Source organism: Oceaniradius stylonematis (genome assembly GCF_965223445.1).
GTDB lineage: Bacteria > Pseudomonadota > Alphaproteobacteria > Rhizobiales > Rhizobiaceae > Roseitalea > Roseitalea stylonematis.
The window spans coordinates 1,348,498-1,363,844 of the sequence record NZ_OZ244994.1; the positions used below are offsets into that span (position 1 = coordinate 1,348,498).

The following is a 15,347-nucleotide window of genomic DNA, read 5'->3' on the forward strand; positions in this document are numbered from 1 at the left end:
GTGAACGTACTGGTCCCCTTCGATGGCAATCCCTGCCCCGAACCCTACCGGCAGGGTTTTACGCGCACCGATGACGGCTTCGACCTGCGCTTTGCCGTCTTTCGCACGGACATCGCGCCATGCAAGGGCACGATCGTGCTGCTGCACGGGCGCAATGAATGCATCGAGAAATATGCCGAGACGATCGCCGGCCTTGTCGGCCGGGGCTTCGACGTGGGCACTTTCGACTGGCGCGGCCAAGGCCGTTCGACGCGCTTCTTCCGCGATGCCAGGCGCGGCTATGTCGACGATTTCTCGCAATACGCGACCGATCTCGACCAGGTGTTCTCGACCGCGATCCTGCCCGAGACGCGCCCGCCCTTCTTCACGCTCGCCCATTCGATGGGCGCGCTGATCGCGCTGCTGACGGCGCCGATGATGGCCAACCGCATCGAGCGCATGGTCATGTCCGCGCCCTTTCTGGGCCTGTCCGAGGAAGGCCCGCCGCCCGGCTTTCTGTCGGTCGCGGCCGGTGCGATGTGCTATTGCGGCCTCGGCCGAACCTATATCGGCGCCGGCCCGCGCGGCATCACGGCGCTGCGGCTGGAGACCAACAAGCTGACCAGCGACGCGGCGCGCTTTGCGCGCAACAAGGCCATTCTCGACCCCGACAGGGGGCTGGGTCTCGGCGCGATCACCGCCGGGTGGCTGCGCGCGGCGGCAAGGGCGATTGCCGCCGTACACGACCCGGCCCACATGGCGTCCATCCGCATACCGGTGCTGCTGGTGGCCGCCGGCGCCGAACGCGTCGTTTCGTCAACCGCCGCCGAAGCCTATGCGCGCCGCATCCGCGCCGGATCGCTGATCACCATCGCCGGCGCCCGCCACGAACTCATGCAGGAGGCGGACCGCTACCGCGACCAGTTCTTCGCCGCCTTCGACGCGTTCGTCCCCGGCGGCGGCGCCTGATCGTCAGGCGTCGAGCAGCTCCAGCGCGGCTTCATGCAGTTCGGCCGAGCCGGCGGCGATCACGTCGCCCCCCTGTTCGGCGCGGCCGCCGTCCCAGCGCGTGACGACGCCGCCGGCCTGCTCGATCAGCGGGATCAGCGCGCAGATGTCGTAGGGCGCAAGGCCGGGTTCGATGGCGATGTCCGCATGGCCCGCGGCCACCATGGCAAAGCCGTAGCAGTCGCAGCCATAGCGCGGCAGGCGGACTGCCGCTTCGAGACGGTCATAGGCCTCGCGCCCGGCGCCCTCATAGAGGGCCGGCGTGGTGGTGAAGAGCGTCGCATCGCCAGGCGATTTTCCTTTGCGCGTCTCCAGCGCCTGCGGATCGGCGCCGCCGCGCAGCAGAAAGGTCCCGCTTCCGTCGGCAACGAACAATTCATCCGTGAAGGGCTGATGCATGAAGCCGCTCCGTGCAACGCCATCGACCGTCAGTCCGACAAGCGTGCCCCAGACCGGCAGGCCGGAAATGTAGGCCCGCGTGCCATCGATCGGGTCGATCACCCAGACATGGCTTCGGTCCTCGCCCTCGCTGCCATATTCCTCGCCGATGATGCCGTGATCGGGATGATGTGCGCCGATCAGCGCCCGGATCGCCGCTTCCGCGGCCCGGTCCGCCTCGGTCACCGGGTCGAACCCCTCGCCCAGCTTGTTGGCGACCGCGCCGGCCATGCGAAAACGCGGCAGGGTCTCGGCCGCCGCCGCCCGCGCAAGTTGTTCGAGAAATGCCCGGTCGGGCAGCGTCATTGTCATGTGGATCACCTGCTATTTCGCAATTGCGAAAGATTTGCGCCCGCAACTCTTGACTTTTGTGCGTTGCAGCATACCTTGATCATCGACAGGCTTGCCTGTCACGCCCTCCTGGGCGTTTCCTCCCTAGACTTTGACCGCATTCGTTCGAGTGCGGTCTTTTTTTTGCGCGAAACCTGTCGGGAAACGCCTATTCGGCGGCGATGGAATAGTCCGCAAAGGCGCTCTGGGGCAAGTCGACCAGCGTTGCCATGAACTGGAACAGATCCTCGCGCAGCGCGTCGAAGCCCGGCTTGCGCTGCAAGGTCTGCTCGTCGACATAAAGACCGCGATTGATCTCGATCTGCACCGCATGCAGCCCCTTGGCCGGCCGTCCGTAATGCTCGGTGATGAATCCGCCCGCATAGGGCTTGTTGGCGGCGACCATATAGCCCATCGCCCGCAAAATGTTGATCGCCGCCTCGGTGATCCCGGCGCTGGCGCTGGTGCCGAACCGGTCACCGACGACGAAGTCCGGCCGCACGCCCTCCGCGCCGATGCGGATCGAGGCAGGCATGGAATGGCAGTCGACCAGAACGGCTTGCCCGAACTGCCGGTGCGTCTGCGCCAGAAGGCCGCGCAGCGTGGAATGATAGGGCTTGTAGATGCCCTCGATGCGCTGGCGCGCCTCCTCAAAGCCGATCCGCCGGGCATAGATGTGCTGGCCTTCCGAGACGACGCGCGGCACCGTACCGAGGCCGCCGGCGACACGGATCGACTGGCGGTTGGTGAAGGAGGGCAGCCGGTCCGAGAACATGCGCGGATCGAGCTCATAGGGTTCGCGGTTGACGTCCAGATAGGCGCGCGGGAAATGTGCCAGCAGCATCGGCGCGCCAAGCTCGGTGGCCCCGTGGAACAGCTCGTCGACGAAGAAATCCTCCGACCGTCTGACGGCCAGCGCATCGAGCCGCGTCATGTCCAGAAAGCGGCGCGGATAATGGCGCCCGCTGTGCGGAGAGTTGAACACGAACGGCGTGGTCTGGCGCTTGGGAACCCGCACCTCGAAGGCGGGATGATGGCAGAAGTCCGGCGCGATCAGCATCGTCGGAGGCGCCTCCCCTGCGGCGCGGTTTCGGTGGCGACCAGTGTTGACAGGGGCGGCACCCATTGTCCAGAGCGTGGCGCCGAACAAGCCGCGCCCGATTGACCCGCCGGCGCATATACCGCATTTTTACCATGATCTGTAATGTCTGTGCGACAGCCGCGCGCGCGGCGCCCCGCATCGAGTGAGAGAAGCACATCACATGCAACGGATATTGCTGGCAGAAGACGATAACGACATGCGCCGCTTTCTGGTCAAGGCGCTGGAAAAGGCGGGCTACGAGGTCACCGATTTCGACAATGGCGCGAGCGCCTATGAGCGGCTGCGCGAGGAGCCCTTCACCCTGCTTCTGACCGACATCGTGATGCCGGAGATGGACGGCATCGAACTGGCGCGCCGCGCCACCGAGCTCGATCCGGACCTCAAGGTAATGTTCATCACCGGCTTTGCCGCCGTCGCCCTGAACCCCGACAGCCAGGCGCCCAAGGATGCCAAGGTCCTGTCCAAACCCTTCCATCTGCGCGATCTGGTCAACGAGGTCGAAAAGCTGATCCAGGCCGCCTGAACGCGCCCTTGCCGCTTGCCCACAATGCGAAACGACCCCACTTGACCGTCAAGGCGGTTCATGGTGTATGCCGCCCCACACGGATGGGCGATTAGCTCAGCGGGAGAGCACTTCGTTGACATCGAAGGGGTCACTGGTTCAATCCCAGTATCGCCCACCATCTGTTTCCCTCGGCAAGGAACGTGAGCGGCGCCGGCGGAACGCCCGGGGGGACGCCGATGAACCGCATTCACCGCTTCGCGTGCGCCGTTGCTTCCCTTGTGGCACTTTTGGCCCTGTCAGCCTGCACCGGCGACGGTTACGGCACGGCGGCCATCTACAGCCCGCTGGTCGAAGACGAGATCCGCGTGATCATGCCGGCCAACGCGCCGTCGATCTCCCAGCAGTTCCGCGTCGCAGGCAATCGCGGCGGCCGCAGCAACCCGTCCTCCTTCCATGAGGGGATCGACATCATCGCCCGCGTCGGCACGCCCGTGATCGCCGCCGCGCCGGGCCGCGTCACGGATTCTTTCATGGAGCCCATGTACGGCAACCGGGTGGTGATCGATCACGGCGTCGACGCCACCGGACGCCGGACGCGCACCGTCTACATGCATCTCGACAGCCGCCGCGTGCAGCCTGGCATGCAGGTCGCGCGCGGCCAGCAGATCGGCACGATGGGCCGCACGGGCATCCTCGCCGCGGCGATCTCGCACCTGCATTTCGAAGTGCACCGCACGCGCGGCCGCAGAATCGTGGCACCCCAGGACCCGCATTTGTTCTGGGCCGATGGCGTCGGACGCGTCACCTGCTTCGATCCAGAGCGCCCCGTCGATGACGGCGTGTTCCGCACCACCTACCCGGTGCCCTGCAGGGAGAGTGCATCGCGCTGATCGGCGCAACTGCGCGTTGACTCGCGCCACCCCGCTGGTCCAAGACCGCCGCGCCCCTTTTCAACTCCGTACCGACACCGCAAGGCGAGCCCATGACCGCGTCTCCCAAGACCCTTATCGCCATCGACGAAATTCCCGGCCTTGTCGGCACCACCGTCGGCACCTCGAGCTGGCGCACCGTCACGCAGGCGATGATCGACGGGTTCGCCGACGCAACCGACGATCACCAGTGGATCCATGTCGATCCCGAGCGCGCCGCCCGCGAAACGCCCTATGGCGGCACGATCGCGCACGGCTTTCTGACCCTGTCGCTCCTGTCGACCCTTGCTTATGAGGCGCTGCCCGATCTGGACGGCGATGTGCGCATGGGCGTCAATTACGGGTTCGACGAAGTGCGCTTCCATGCTGCCGTCAGGGCGGGCGCGCGATTGCGGGCGATCTTCGGTCTCGCCGATGCGGACATAAGGCCGTCCGGCCGCATCCTGTTCACCTATGACGTGACGCTGGAAATCGAAAACAGCACCAAGCCGGCGATGACCGCCAAATGGCTGACGCTGATGATCGTCCGGCCGAAAAGCTGATCAGCCGCCGTCGCGCGCGGCCTCGGCCAGATAGCCGAACACATAGTCCGAAAACGACCGCCACACCTCGATCCGGAACACCGACGGCTTGACCCGCCACAGGACGATCTCGGCCTTGCCGAAGATGGTGCGCGAACAGGCGCCGGTGCCGAACGCCTCCATCGACAGATCCTGCGGACAGCCTGCATTGATGACATCCGCCGCGCCTGGTCCGGACACCAAAACCGCCGTGTTGCGGTGAGAGATATCGACCGCCGCATGCAGCGCATCGATCCCGCCAAGGTCGGCCATCGGATCGGTCTTTTCGTCGATCAGCAGCCATTCGTCCGGGCCGAGCCACAGCGCCGACCGGCCTTTTTCGGTGACTGATGTCTTGGGCGTGCGCGGCAGCGCGACGCCGAGCGCATCCGACAAGCCCGGAACCGATGCGGACGGGCAGCGCAGGCTGGTGCGGAACGCCGCATGCGCCGGCGTCAGCGCCACGCCCGTTCCGGCGAACACATGGCCCGCCAGCGGGTGGCGCCGTTCGATCGTCATCGCCTCAGCCATTGTCTGACTCCGCGTCCGGGTTCCAGAAATTGGTGTCGCGCACTTCGACCTCGACGACGCCGTCCGGCATCGGCACGTAAAGCGTCTCGCCCATCCGGTCGAACCCGCCCTCGACCAGCGCCATGGCGATCGGCCCGCCGCAATTGTCCGACAAGTAGGAGGACGACACCCAGCCGATCATGTCCATCGGCGGCGGCTGGTTCGGATCGGCGACGATCTGCGCGCCTTCGTCGAGCACGGTGCTGCCGTCCTTCGATCTCAGGCCGACAAGCTGCCGCCGCCCCCCGCCGGCCAGATCGGCCCGCTTGAGACCGCGAATGCCGACGAAATCGTCCTTTGCCTTGCCGACGGCCCAGGAAAGGCCCGCATCGTGCGGCGTCACCGTGCCGTCCGTGTCCTGCCCGACGATGATGTAGCCCTTTTCGGCGCGCAGCACATGCATCGTCTCGGTGCCGTAGGCGCAGCCGCCGGCCTCGGCGACCTTGTCGTGCAGCGCGTCCCATGCCGCCCGGCCATAATCGCCCGGCACATTGATCTCGAATCCGTCCTCGCCGGCAAACGACATACGGAAAAGACGCATCGGCACGCCGGCGAACGTGCCTTCGGCAACGCTCATGAAGGGCAGCGCCTCCTTCGACAGATCCAAGCCGCCGACGAACGGCGCGAGCACTTCCGCCGCTTTCGGACCCTGCAGCGCGATCACCGCCCATTGTTCCGATGTCGAGGTCAGCCAGACCTTCATCTCCGGGAATTCGGTCTGCAGATAGTCCTCCATGTGATTGAGGACGCGCGGCGCGCCGCCGGTGGTCGTCGTCACATGGAAACGGTCCTCGGCGATCCGCCCGACCACGCCATCGTCATAGATGAAGCCGTCCTCGCGGCACATGATGCCATAGCGCAGCCGGCCGACGCCGAGCTTCATGAACGGGTTGGTGTAGATCAGGTGCAGGAACGCCGCCGCGTCCGGGCCGACCACTTCGATCTTGCCGAGCGTGGAGGCATCGAACATGCCGACGCTTTTGCGAACCGTGACGCATTCGCGGTTGACCGCCGCCGCCATGTCCTCGCCGGCGCGCGGATAGTACCAGGGCCGCTTCCACTGGCCGACATCCTCGAACACCGCGCCCGCCCGTTCGTGGCTCTCATGCATCGGCGTGCAGCGCGTCGGATCGAACAGCGCGCCGCGCCCGTGGCCGACGATCGTGCCGAAGGTCACCGGCGTATAGGGCGCGCGAAAGGTCGTCAGCCCCACTTCGGGTATTGGCCGGTCGAGCGCCTCGGCGGCAATCGCCAGCCCGTGCATGTTGGACAGTTTGCCCTGGTCGGTCGCCATGCCGTTGGTGGTGAAGCGCTTGACATGCTCGATGGAATGGAAGCCCTCGCGCACCGCCAGCCGAATGTCCTTTTCGGTGACATCGTTCTGGAAATCGACGAACGCCTTGACCACCTTGCCCGCCTCCGGGTTCGGCCCGGCGCCGAGCATCAGCCCGTCCCACGAGCCGCCGGACTCGGCCTTGATCGAGAGTGGTTTTGCCGTGGCCTTGGGTCGGGCGGCTTTGGCCGCCGCTTCGCCCGCCGCAAGGCCCTCTTCCACCGTTGCGGCCAGGTTTGCGGCGCCGTTGCAGGCCCCCGCCGACGCGCAGTCCTGCGCATATTCACCGGGCAGAAAGCGCTGGCCGTCCTCGTCGAACCGCAGCTTGCCCCGCGATTGCGAGAACAGGTGCACCGACGGCGTCCAGCCCGCCGACATGATCAGCGCATCGACCGGGATCACCTGACGGCTGCCGCCCCGGCACGGCCGGACGACGATGGACGAGACCCGCAGCTTGCCGCCGGCGGCGACCACCGCGTGATGGGTGAGAACGCGGATGCCGAGCCGGCCCGCCTCTTCCAGCAGCGCCGGATCGACCGTTTGGCGGATATCGGCGATGACCGCGATCTCCGCGCCGGCGCGCTTGAGATCGAACGCCGCCGCATAGGCTGAATCGTTGGCCGTGTAGACGCCGACCGTGCGGCCGATCAAAACGCCATAATGGTTCAGATAATGCCGCGCCGCCGAAGCCAGCATGATGCCCGGCCGGTCATTGTTGGCGAACACCATGTGCCGCTCGATGGCGCCGGTAGCGATGACCACGCGCTTGGCCCGAACCTGCCAAAGCCGCTCACGCGCCATGGAGGGGGCGGGCTCGTCCAGATGGTCGGTCAGCCGTTCGGCGAGCGCGACGAAGTTCTGCGCATAATAGCCGAACGCGGTCGTCCTCGGCAGCACGCGGACATTGTCCATCGCCGCCAGCTTCGCCGCCGTTTCGGTCGCCCACCGATGGCCGTCCTGGCCGTCGATCCGCGCATCGGTCTCGAACGCCAGCGCGCCACCGGGCGCCGCCCGTTCGTCGCAGACGATTACCGAAGCGCCGCTTTCGGCCGCCGCCAGCGCCGCGCTCAGCCCCGCAGCCCCGCCGCCGCAGACCAGAACGTCGCAATGGGCGTAACGCGCCGCATAGCGGTCCGGGTCCAGCTGATCGGGCGCGACGCCAAGGCCCGCCGCGCGCCGGATGATCGGCTCATAGACCGTGTCCCAGGCCTTTTTCGGCCACATGAAGGTCTTGTAGTAAAAGCCCGCCGCGAACACCGGCGACATCCAGTCGTTCACTTCGCCGACATCGGCGGTCAGCGACGGCCAGCGGTTCTGGCTGGTCGCGTCGAGACCGTCATGGATTTCCTGCACCGTGGCGCGCACGTTCGGCTGGCGGCGGGCCGCGCCGCGCGCAATGCCGACCAGCGCGTTCGGCTCCTCGGGCCCGGCGGTCAGGATGCCGCGCGGCCGGTGATATTTGAACGACCGGCCGACAAGGTGAATGTCGTTGGCCAGCAGCGCCGAGGCCAGCGTGTCGCCGGCGAGCCCGTGATAGGTCTCGCCGTCGAAGCTGAACCGGACCGGATTGGCCGGCGTCAGACGCCCGGCACCGTCGACGCGGTTGGGCTGTATGGCGGTGGACGCGGTCATGTCGCCCCCTTCGCATTCTCGTTGGCCGCTTCGACCAGGTCCGGCTTCGCTTCGCCCGCCGGGTAGGTGACGAGGAACTTGTCGGTCACCGTGTCGCGCGCGGCGTTGAAGAAACGCGCGCAGCCATGCACATGGCGCCAGCGCTCGAACGTGATGCCCTTGGGGTTGTCGCGGTAGAAGAAGAAGCGCGAAAATTCTTCATCGGTCAGCGAGGCGATGTCGGCGGGCCGGGCGATATGGGCCTCGCCGGCATGGCGGAACTCGATCTCCGGGCGCGCTTCCTCGCAATAGGGGCAATGGATCAACAGCATCGGCTTTCCTACAATTCTCCGGGGCCCATCTCGGTGCCGCGCGGCTGGTCGCACAGCCGCCGTCCCATTCGCTCGAACGGCGCGAACAGCGCCATGCGCTCCGCAGGCCCGCCGGTCTCGACGATCAGGTCGTTGACGGCCATGTTGGCGAGCGTCGCGTCGAACGGATCGGTCGACACGATCACCATCCGCACCGGCGGGTCCTCGTGCCATTCGTCATGCTCTTCGACGACGGCGAAGTAGACGGTCGGCCGGCCGGCCACGAACACGCACATCAAGAGCCCTTCATCGACGGTGAAGGGCCAGCCCGTCTCGCCGCCCGCCCGCGTCAGCGTCTGCATGCGCACATCGCCGGCGCGCGGGATGCGGAAAATGTTCCGCTCGCCCGGCTCGGCGACCGGCGTGGCGGCCATGCCGGCCGCAAGGGTCATCGCCGCCAGGCCAACCATCTCAGTGCGCCACCGCCGCGGCGGCCGCTTCGTCGATCAGCCGGCCGGTGGTGAACCGCTCGAGCGTGAAGCCTTCATTGATCGGATGCGGATTGTCGTTGGCGATCGTGTGCGCGAACACATGGCCCGAACCGGGTGTCGCCTTGAACCCGCCAGTGCCCCAGCCGCAATTGACATAGAGGCCAGGCACCGGCGTCCTGGCGATGATCGGCGACCGGTCGGGCGTCACATCGACGATGCCGCCCCACGAGCGCAGCATCTTCATGCGCGTGAAGACGGGGAACATCTCGCAGATCGCTTCGAGCGTGTCCTTGAGGATGTGAAGGCCGCCGGTCTGCGAATAGGAGGTGTACTGGTCGGTGCCCGCGCCGATCACCAGTTCGCCCTTGTCGGACTGGGAAATGTAGGCATGCACCGAGTTCGACATCACCACGCACGGAAAACACGGCTTGACCGGCTCGGAGACCAGCGCCTGCAGGGGAAAGCTCTCCAGCGGCATGCGCACATCGGCCATCTCCATCAAGACCGATGTGTGCCCGGCGGCGACAACGCCCACCTTCTTGGCGCCGATGAAGCCGCGCGTCGTCTCGACGCCGGTCACCTGCCCGTTGCCCGACCGGCGGACGCCCGTGACCGCGCAGTTCTCGATCACATGCACGCCGCGCGCCGAGGCGCCGCGCGCATAACCCCAGGCGACCGCGTCGTGCCGTGCCGTGCCGCCGCGCCGCTGCAGCGCCGCGCCCGTCACCGGATAGCGCGCGCCGCGCGAAATGTTCAGCGGCGGGCAGTAGTCGCCCGCCTGTTCGGGCGTCAGCCACTCATTATCGACGCCGTTGAGCCGGTTGGCATGGATGTGCCGCTTGAGCACCTGCTCGTCATGCACATTGTGCGCCAGCATCATCACGCCGCGCGGCGAGTACATGACATTGTAGTTGAGATCCTGGCTCAGGCCCTCCCACAGCTTCACCGCATGGTCGTAGAGCCCGGCCGATTCGTCATAGAGATAGTTCGAGCGGATGATCGTCGTGTTGCGCCCGGTGTTGCCGCCGCCCAGCCAGCCCTTTTCGAGAACCGCGACATTGGTGATGCCGTGTTCCTTGGCCAGGTAATAGGCGGTCGCCAGCCCGTGCCCGCCTGCCCCGACGATGATCACGTCATAGGACGAACGCGGTTCGGGGCTGTCCCACTGGCGGCCCCAGCCCTTGTGTGCGCGCATCGCCTCGCGCGCCACGGCAAATCCGGAAAATCGGCGCATCGGCCCTCACCGTTGATGCCAAACTGGCCGGCACAAAAGCATAGCGCGCAGGCGACTTCCAGCCGGATTGCGACGGCAAAGGACGCGCACAGCCTTGCCACAGACCGCTTTTCCCAACGCCGACAAAGGCCTGTCATCTGCATCGGGCAGACTGGACTTGTGGTGCCGAAGCTGATATGCCGCAGGCAATCGTCTGGCCGGCGGCTCTGCGAACCGATTTTTGCGTTCCGTGTTTCGGCAGCCTCGCAGACGCGAAAACCGGCCAAACCAGCCTCGAACACCGAAGGAACGGGATCAAATTGCAAGTACTTGTCCGTGACAACAATGTCGACCAGGCGCTGCGCGTCCTGAAGAAGAAGATGCAGCGCGAAGGCGTGTTCCGCGAGATGAAACTCCGCGGCCATTACGAAAAGCCGTCCGAAAAGCGCGCCCGCGAAAAGGCCGAAGCCGTGCGCCGCACGCGCAAGCTGGCCCGCAAGCGCGCCCAGCGCGAAGGCCTTCTGGGCGGCCGCAAGGGCCGCTGAGGCCCCGCGGCACCGGTGCCGACGGCATCGCCGCGATATTGTCCAGATTGACATGCAAGCATGGCGTGACCTGACAATGGCCACGCCATTTTTGTGCGAAGGTGCATGGGGTCGAGAGGGGAAGTGACGATGGGCGATCAGGGTTCAGCCAGACGCGGCACGGCCGGCGCGGCGCGTCTGACGCGCTTTGCGCTGGTCTGCGCGACCGGGCTGGCGCTCGGCGCCTGCCAGACATCGGCGCTGCAGGGCGAAGCCGTGCGCATCGAGGCCGAACAGGGCAGCGCCCAGAACATCGCCTCGCTCACCGAAGTCATCCGCGCCAATCCGCGCGACGCCGAAGCCTACAATGTGCGCGGCTCGGCCTTCGGCCGCGGCGGCCGCTATCGCGAGGCGCTCGAGGACTTCAACCAGGCCATCGCCCTCAATCCGCGCTTCTTCGAGGCCTATGCCAACCGGGCGCTGATCCACCGGCTGCTCGGCGACCAGACGAGCGCGGCCAACGACTACAATGCCGCGCTGCAGATCAATCCGCGCTATGACAAGGCCTTTGTCGGCCGCGGCGAACTCTACCGCCGCGCCGGCCGCACGGACGAGGCGTTCCGCGATTTCGAGCGCGCCATCCAGCTCGACACCACCGATCCGCGCGCCTATCACCGGCGCGGCCTGATCTATCAGGGCCGCAGCCAGCACCAGTTCGCCATCGACGATTTCTCGACGGCGATCTCGCTGCAGCCCGATGCGCCCGAGCCCTACAATGCCCGCGCCATCTCCTACCTTGCGCTGAACCAGCTCGACAATGCGTTCGCCGATGCCAACTTCGCCATCGAACTGGACGATCGCAGCGCCGAGAGCTGGACCAGTCAGGGCCTCGTCTACGAACAGCGCGGCGAGCGCGAGCGCGCCAAGCGCTCCTTCCGCCGGGCGCTTCAGCTCGACCCCGATTTCTCGATCGCCCGCTCGGCGATGAGCCGGGTGAGCTGATCGCGATTGGCGCGCGCCTCGGCAATGGCTATGCCAAGCCGGCCAGCCCGTCCTTCATGGCATCGATGAACAGGCGCAGCCGCCGGGTCTGACGCCGCGCCGGCGCGAAAGCGGCGTTGATCGTCAGCGACGCGGCACGCCACCCCGGCAACGGCTCGACCAGCGTGCCGGCTTCGAGTTCCGCGGCCACCAGCCAGCGCGGCATTATGGCATAGCCGCCGCCGGCCACGGCGACGCGTTTCGTGGTCGCGATGTTGTTGCTGGCGAACGTCACGCGCGCATCGAGATCGGCCGTCTTTCCCAAGGGTCCGGTCAGCGGCCATCGCCCGCCCTCGAACGGGTGCAGCGCCGCGCACGGCACGTTCGCCAGCGCTTGTGGATCGCCGTCAGCCGGCCCCACCAAACCCGGTGCGGCCACGACGATGCGTTCCACCTCGGCCAGCGGCTGCACGATCAGCGTTTCATCGGGAACGGCGCCGACGCGCAGCCACAGATCGCAGCCGACCTCCGAAAAGCGGATCGGCGCGTCATCGAGGATCCAGTCCAGGACGATTTCGGGATGGGCCGCCTGAAACGCCACGGCGCAGTCGAGCGCGACCGTCTGGCCGAGCGCAACGGGCACGACGATCTTCAGCGGCCCCGCGATGCGGTCGGCGTCGCCGGCAAAGTCCTCGGCGAACCCTTCCCATTCGGCCAGCAGCAGCCGTGCATCGGCGAGGCACCGCTCGCCGGCCTTGGTCAGGCTCAGGTGATGCGTCGAGCGAACGATCAGTTGTGCGCCCAGGCGTTCTTCGAGATCGGCCAGTTGCCGGCTCGCCGAGGCTTGCGACAGGCCCAGATCGCGGGCCGCCGCGCTGATCGAGCCGCGCTCGGCAATCCGCACGAAGGTTTCCAGAAGCGTCAGGCGGTCGAGTGATCGAGTCATACGTTAAGTGTATAACAATAGCTCTTTGCACTCGTCTACCGACGATGCCGGCGTATCGATAGGTTTGCGGGCACTGGCGGATTTGGCCGCCACAATGGAGAGCGAGATGACAGACACACCCAACCGGACCTATCGCATCGGCGGCGACATCGAGGTCAACCGGATCGGATTTGGCGCCATGCGCCTGACGGGCCAGCCCGGCAATTTTGGCCCTTATGAGGACTGGGAAGGCGGCATCTCGTTGCTGCGGGCGGCGGCCGATGACGGCGTGACCTTCTTCGACAGCGCCCGGTCCTACGGCCCGCTGACCGCCGACCGGATCGTCGGCGAGGCGCTGGCGGACCGCGACGTGGCGCTCGCCACCAAGGGCGGCGTCGACAAGCCCGAACCCGGCCGGATCACCGCCGACGGATCGCGCGACACGCTGCTGCGGCAGGTCGACGAGTCGCTGGTCAATCTGCGGCGCGACCGGATCGACCTGTTCCAGCTTCACCGGGTCGATCCCGAAACGCCCGTCGAGGTCTCCGTCGCGGCGCTCGCGGAAGCGCGGGCAGACGGCCGCATCGCCCATATCGGCCTGTCGAACGTTACGCGCGAAGAACTGGACCGGGCGCTCGCGGTCGCGCCGATCGCCAGCGTCCAGAACCGCTTCAACATGGATGAAACGGGCGACGACGGCCTGGTCGACTACACGGCGGCAAGAGGCATCGCCTTCATCCCCTACGGACCGCTGGGCGCCAACCCGATGCAGCACGGCGCGAAACTGGCGCCGCGCGAGGCGCTGGCATGGCTGCTCGAAAGGTCGCCCAATATCATCGCCATTCCGGGCACGACATCGGTCGGCCATATGCGCCAGAACATCACCGCATGGGATCTGCTCTGACGCCCCCCGCCGGAGCCGCCCGGCCATGCCTTGCGCGTCTACTCCGGTCGTGCATCCCCCGCTTTCGCCGCGGGCCGGCCGCCGGCGCGCATGCTCTCGATCCTCCGGTCCAGATAGCGCCTGAGCGGCGGTTCGACGGACAGCGAAACGGCTTTCTCATAGGCTTCGATGGCGCCGGCAATATCGCCCAGGTCGGCCAGAAGCGCGCCGCGCGCGGCCCAGAAGGGCTGGAAGGCGCGCGTCGCCTTTTCGTCGAGCCGCGACAATGCGTCGAGCCCGGCCGGCGGCCCGTGCCGTTCAGCGATGACGATGGCGTGGGCGACCGCCGCGCCGAGCGAGGGCGCGATCCGGCCAAGGCCGAAATAGAGCTTGTCCAGCGCCAGCCAGTCGATCCTGCCGGTCTTGGCGCGGTCCAGATGCAGGCCCTGAATCGCCGCCTCGATCTGGAACCGGCCGGGCGCGGCGCGTGCATGGGCCGCTGCGAGCGCCGTCTGGCCGTAGACGATCAGACGCCCGTCCCACAGCGTTGCGTCCTGCTCGTCGAGCGGCACCAGCATACCGTCCCTGATGCGCGCGTGGCGCCGCGCGTGGCCGAAGGCGATCAGCGCGGCAAGCCCGTGCGCCTCCGCGTCGTCCGGCGCCAGATGACGCAACAGGTCGGCGAGATAAAGCGCCTCCTGGCCCAGCGCATCGCTCGGTGCCAGCCAGTCCAGCGCATGGGCGGCATAGATGGCCTCGCGCACCGCGCCCAGCCTTTCGGGCAGGTCGGTTTCGTCCGGCATCTGAAAGGGGATGCGCGCATCCCTGATCTTGCGCTTGGCGCGAACCAGGCGCTGCGCCATGGCCGACGGCGTGACGACGAAGGCGCGGGCGATGTCGGCCGCCTCGACGCCGAGCACGGTCTGCAGCATCAGCGGCGTGTGCAGGTCCTCCGGCAGCGCCGGATGGGCGCAGACCATCATCAGCGAAAGCCGCTCGTCGGGCATCGTTTCGGCTGTCGTCGCGCTGTCTGCCATGTCGGGGATCGCGTCCGTTTCGGGAAAGCGCGCGCGCCGTCTTTGCGTGTCCGTCATCCGGTTGCGCGCCGCGGTCAGAAGCCAGGCTTCGGGGTTGTCCGGCACGCCGGTTTCCGGCCAGCGTTTCAGGGCCTTGGCGAAGGCATCGGCCAGCGCGTCCTCGGCGCCGGCAATGTCGCCGCTGCGCTTGGCGAGGATGGCGATCAGCTTTCCGTAGGATGCCCGCGCCGCGCTTTCGGCGGCGCGGGCCGCCTCGGTCATGCGCCGCCCATGGCGGAGGCGCGGATCTCGACCTTGCCGGCCTTGGCGGCGGGGCATTTTTCTGCCCAGGCCATGGCGACGTCCAGATCGGGCACGTCGATGACGAAATAGCCGCCCAGCGTCTCCTTGGTGTCGGCGAACGGGCCGTCCTGCACCGTCCTGCTGCCGGTCTTAAGGCTCAGCGTCGTTGCGGTCTCGACCGGCTGCAGCCAGTCCGTGTCGACGAAGACGCCAGCCTCCTTGAGCGCGCCGATATAGGCGCCATAGACCTCCTGCATGGCGGCCCAGTCCTCCTGGGTCATGTCGGCGAAGTCGGCGGGGTCGGAGTAGAGAAGAAAGGTGTAGCGCATCGGTGT

At 67.0% G+C, this 15,347-nt stretch carries 17 protein-coding genes and 1 tRNA gene; 8 read left to right on the top strand and 10 right to left on the bottom strand.

The window, feature by feature from the left end:
• The gene (locus tag ACOQOU_RS06715; RefSeq protein WP_306025017.1) at positions 1 to 948 is read left to right on the top strand and encodes an alpha/beta fold hydrolase; all 948 of its coding nucleotides are present in this window, start codon (positions 1 to 3) and stop codon (positions 946 to 948) included.
• Between the two features lie 3 nt (positions 949 to 951).
• Here the strand turns inward: ACOQOU_RS06715 and hisN are convergent, their stop codons facing one another.
• Together hisN and ACOQOU_RS06725 are read right to left on the bottom strand one after the other, a co-directional pair.
• Positions 952 to 1,731: a histidinol-phosphatase gene (hisN, locus tag ACOQOU_RS06720; RefSeq protein WP_375567792.1), complete on the bottom strand. Its 780-nt coding sequence runs from the start codon at positions 1,729 to 1,731 to the stop codon at positions 952 to 954.
• A gap of 193 nt (positions 1,732 to 1,924) precedes the next feature.
• Positions 1,925 to 2,815 (bottom strand): N-formylglutamate amidohydrolase, encoded by an 891-nt coding sequence (locus ACOQOU_RS06725; protein WP_109768627.1) that lies wholly within the window; start codon positions 2,813 to 2,815, stop codon positions 1,925 to 1,927.
• A 202-nt stretch (positions 2,816 to 3,017) separates the two neighbouring features.
• Here ACOQOU_RS06725 and cpdR point away from each other — a divergent pair, with 202 nt between their 5' ends.
• The 4 genes from cpdR to ACOQOU_RS06745 all read left to right on the top strand — a co-directional run bounded on the left by cpdR (position 3,018) and on the right by ACOQOU_RS06745 (position 4,833).
• Positions 3,018 to 3,380: a cell cycle two-component system response regulator CpdR gene (gene cpdR / locus ACOQOU_RS06730; protein ID WP_109768601.1), complete on the top strand. Its 363-nt coding sequence runs from the start codon at positions 3,018 to 3,020 to the stop codon at positions 3,378 to 3,380.
• Between the two features lie 85 nt (positions 3,381 to 3,465).
• Positions 3,466 to 3,540, top strand: a tRNA-Val gene (locus tag ACOQOU_RS06735).
• Positions 3,541 to 3,562: 22 nt separating this feature from the next.
• Entirely contained in the window at positions 3,563 to 4,252 is a 690-nt protein-coding gene (locus tag ACOQOU_RS06740; RefSeq protein WP_306025016.1) for a M23 family metallopeptidase, read from the top strand.
• A 92-nt stretch (positions 4,253 to 4,344) separates the two neighbouring features.
• Positions 4,345 to 4,833: a MaoC family dehydratase gene (locus ACOQOU_RS06745; protein WP_109768599.1), complete on the top strand. Its 489-nt coding sequence runs from the start codon at positions 4,345 to 4,347 to the stop codon at positions 4,831 to 4,833.
• Here the strand turns inward: ACOQOU_RS06745 and ACOQOU_RS06750 are convergent, their stop codons facing one another.
• From ACOQOU_RS06750 to ACOQOU_RS06770, 5 genes are read right to left on the bottom strand one after another with little or no spacing between them, the layout of a single operon-like run.
• The gene (locus ACOQOU_RS06750; RefSeq protein WP_375566007.1) at positions 4,834 to 5,382 is read right to left on the bottom strand and encodes a sarcosine oxidase subunit gamma; all 549 of its coding nucleotides are present in this window, start codon (positions 5,380 to 5,382) and stop codon (positions 4,834 to 4,836) included. It abuts the gene before it with no gap.
• A complete protein-coding gene (locus tag ACOQOU_RS06755; protein WP_306025015.1) occupies positions 5,375 to 8,386 on the bottom strand; it encodes a sarcosine oxidase subunit alpha family protein in 3,012 nt (1,003 codons plus the stop codon). The genes ACOQOU_RS06750 and ACOQOU_RS06755 overlap by 8 nt, the downstream gene beginning before the upstream one ends.
• Positions 8,383 to 8,697 (bottom strand): sarcosine oxidase subunit delta, encoded by a 315-nt coding sequence (locus tag ACOQOU_RS06760; RefSeq protein WP_306025014.1) that lies wholly within the window; start codon positions 8,695 to 8,697, stop codon positions 8,383 to 8,385. Before ACOQOU_RS06760 ends, ACOQOU_RS06755 begins: the two co-directional genes overlap by 4 nt.
• Positions 8,698 to 8,705: 8 nt before the next feature.
• On the bottom strand, positions 8,706 to 9,146 hold the full coding sequence (locus tag ACOQOU_RS06765; RefSeq protein ID WP_109768595.1) for a hypothetical protein: 441 nt from the start codon (positions 9,144 to 9,146) through the stop codon (positions 8,706 to 8,708).
• A 1-nt stretch (position 9,147) separates the two neighbouring features.
• Positions 9,148 to 10,401, bottom strand: coding sequence for a sarcosine oxidase subunit beta family protein (locus ACOQOU_RS06770; protein WP_306025013.1), 1,254 nt, complete (start codon positions 10,399 to 10,401; stop codon positions 9,148 to 9,150).
• A 299-nt stretch (positions 10,402 to 10,700) separates the two neighbouring features.
• Here ACOQOU_RS06770 and rpsU point away from each other — a divergent pair, with 299 nt between their 5' ends.
• Both rpsU and ACOQOU_RS06780 read left to right on the top strand, forming a co-directional pair.
• Positions 10,701 to 10,925 (top strand): 30S ribosomal protein S21, encoded by a 225-nt coding sequence (gene rpsU / locus ACOQOU_RS06775; RefSeq protein ID WP_109768626.1) that lies wholly within the window; start codon positions 10,701 to 10,703, stop codon positions 10,923 to 10,925.
• A gap of 129 nt (positions 10,926 to 11,054) precedes the next feature.
• Positions 11,055 to 11,906, top strand: a complete 852-nt coding sequence (locus ACOQOU_RS06780) for a tetratricopeptide repeat protein (RefSeq protein ID WP_109768593.1) — start codon at positions 11,055 to 11,057, stop codon at positions 11,904 to 11,906.
• 28 nt (positions 11,907 to 11,934) lie between these two features.
• On the opposite strand, the gene ACOQOU_RS06785 is transcribed toward ACOQOU_RS06780, so the two are convergent.
• Entirely contained in the window at positions 11,935 to 12,831 is an 897-nt protein-coding gene (locus tag ACOQOU_RS06785) for a LysR family transcriptional regulator (RefSeq protein WP_306025012.1), read from the bottom strand.
• Positions 12,832 to 12,937: 106 nt separating this feature from the next.
• Between ACOQOU_RS06785 and ACOQOU_RS06790 the strand changes: the two genes are divergently transcribed.
• A complete protein-coding gene (locus tag ACOQOU_RS06790) occupies positions 12,938 to 13,714 on the top strand; it encodes an aldo/keto reductase (RefSeq protein ID WP_306025011.1) in 777 nt (258 codons plus the stop codon).
• Positions 13,715 to 13,752: 38 nt separating this feature from the next.
• Here the strand turns inward: ACOQOU_RS06790 and ACOQOU_RS06795 are convergent, their stop codons facing one another.
• Positions 13,753 to 14,991: an RNA polymerase sigma factor gene (locus ACOQOU_RS06795; RefSeq protein WP_306025010.1), complete on the bottom strand. Its 1,239-nt coding sequence runs from the start codon at positions 14,989 to 14,991 to the stop codon at positions 13,753 to 13,755.
• Complete coding sequence (locus tag ACOQOU_RS06800; protein WP_109768590.1) at positions 14,988 to 15,341, bottom strand: YciI family protein; 354 nt, start codon at positions 15,339 to 15,341, stop codon at positions 14,988 to 14,990. The genes ACOQOU_RS06795 and ACOQOU_RS06800 overlap by 4 nt, the downstream gene beginning before the upstream one ends.
• Positions 15,342 to 15,347: the final 6 nt, after the last annotated feature.

Excerpts from the sequence above, each read along its gene's own strand:
- hisN (WP_375567792.1), bottom strand. The coding sequence starts at position 1,731 with ATGACGCTGCCCGACCGGGCATTTCTCGAACAACTTGCGCGGGCGGCG.
- ACOQOU_RS06725 (WP_109768627.1), bottom strand. The coding sequence starts at position 2,815 with ATGCTGATCGCGCCGGACTTCTGCCATCATCCCGCCTTCGAGGTGCGG.
- cpdR (WP_109768601.1), top strand. The coding sequence starts at position 3,018 with ATGCAACGGATATTGCTGGCAGAAGACGATAACGACATGCGCCGCTTT.
- ACOQOU_RS06745 (WP_109768599.1), top strand. The coding sequence starts at position 4,345 with ATGACCGCGTCTCCCAAGACCCTTATCGCCATCGACGAAATTCCCGGC.
- ACOQOU_RS06750 (WP_375566007.1), bottom strand. The coding sequence starts at position 5,382 with ATGGCTGAGGCGATGACGATCGAACGGCGCCACCCGCTGGCGGGCCAT.
- ACOQOU_RS06755 (WP_306025015.1), bottom strand. The coding sequence starts at position 8,386 with ATGACCGCGTCCACCGCCATACAGCCCAACCGCGTCGACGGTGCCGGG.
- ACOQOU_RS06760 (WP_306025014.1), bottom strand. The coding sequence starts at position 8,697 with ATGCTGTTGATCCATTGCCCCTATTGCGAGGAAGCGCGCCCGGAGATC.
- ACOQOU_RS06765 (WP_109768595.1), bottom strand. The coding sequence starts at position 9,146 with ATGGTTGGCCTGGCGGCGATGACCCTTGCGGCCGGCATGGCCGCCACG.
- ACOQOU_RS06770 (WP_306025013.1), bottom strand. The coding sequence starts at position 10,401 with ATGCGCCGATTTTCCGGATTTGCCGTGGCGCGCGAGGCGATGCGCGCA.
- ACOQOU_RS06780 (WP_109768593.1), top strand. The coding sequence starts at position 11,055 with ATGGGCGATCAGGGTTCAGCCAGACGCGGCACGGCCGGCGCGGCGCGT.
- ACOQOU_RS06785 (WP_306025012.1), bottom strand. The coding sequence starts at position 12,831 with ATGACTCGATCACTCGACCGCCTGACGCTTCTGGAAACCTTCGTGCGG.
- ACOQOU_RS06790 (WP_306025011.1), top strand. The coding sequence starts at position 12,938 with ATGACAGACACACCCAACCGGACCTATCGCATCGGCGGCGACATCGAG.
- ACOQOU_RS06795 (WP_306025010.1), bottom strand. The coding sequence starts at position 14,991 with ATGACCGAGGCGGCCCGCGCCGCCGAAAGCGCGGCGCGGGCATCCTAC.
- ACOQOU_RS06800 (WP_109768590.1), bottom strand. The coding sequence starts at position 15,341 with ATGCGCTACACCTTTCTTCTCTACTCCGACCCCGCCGACTTCGCCGAC.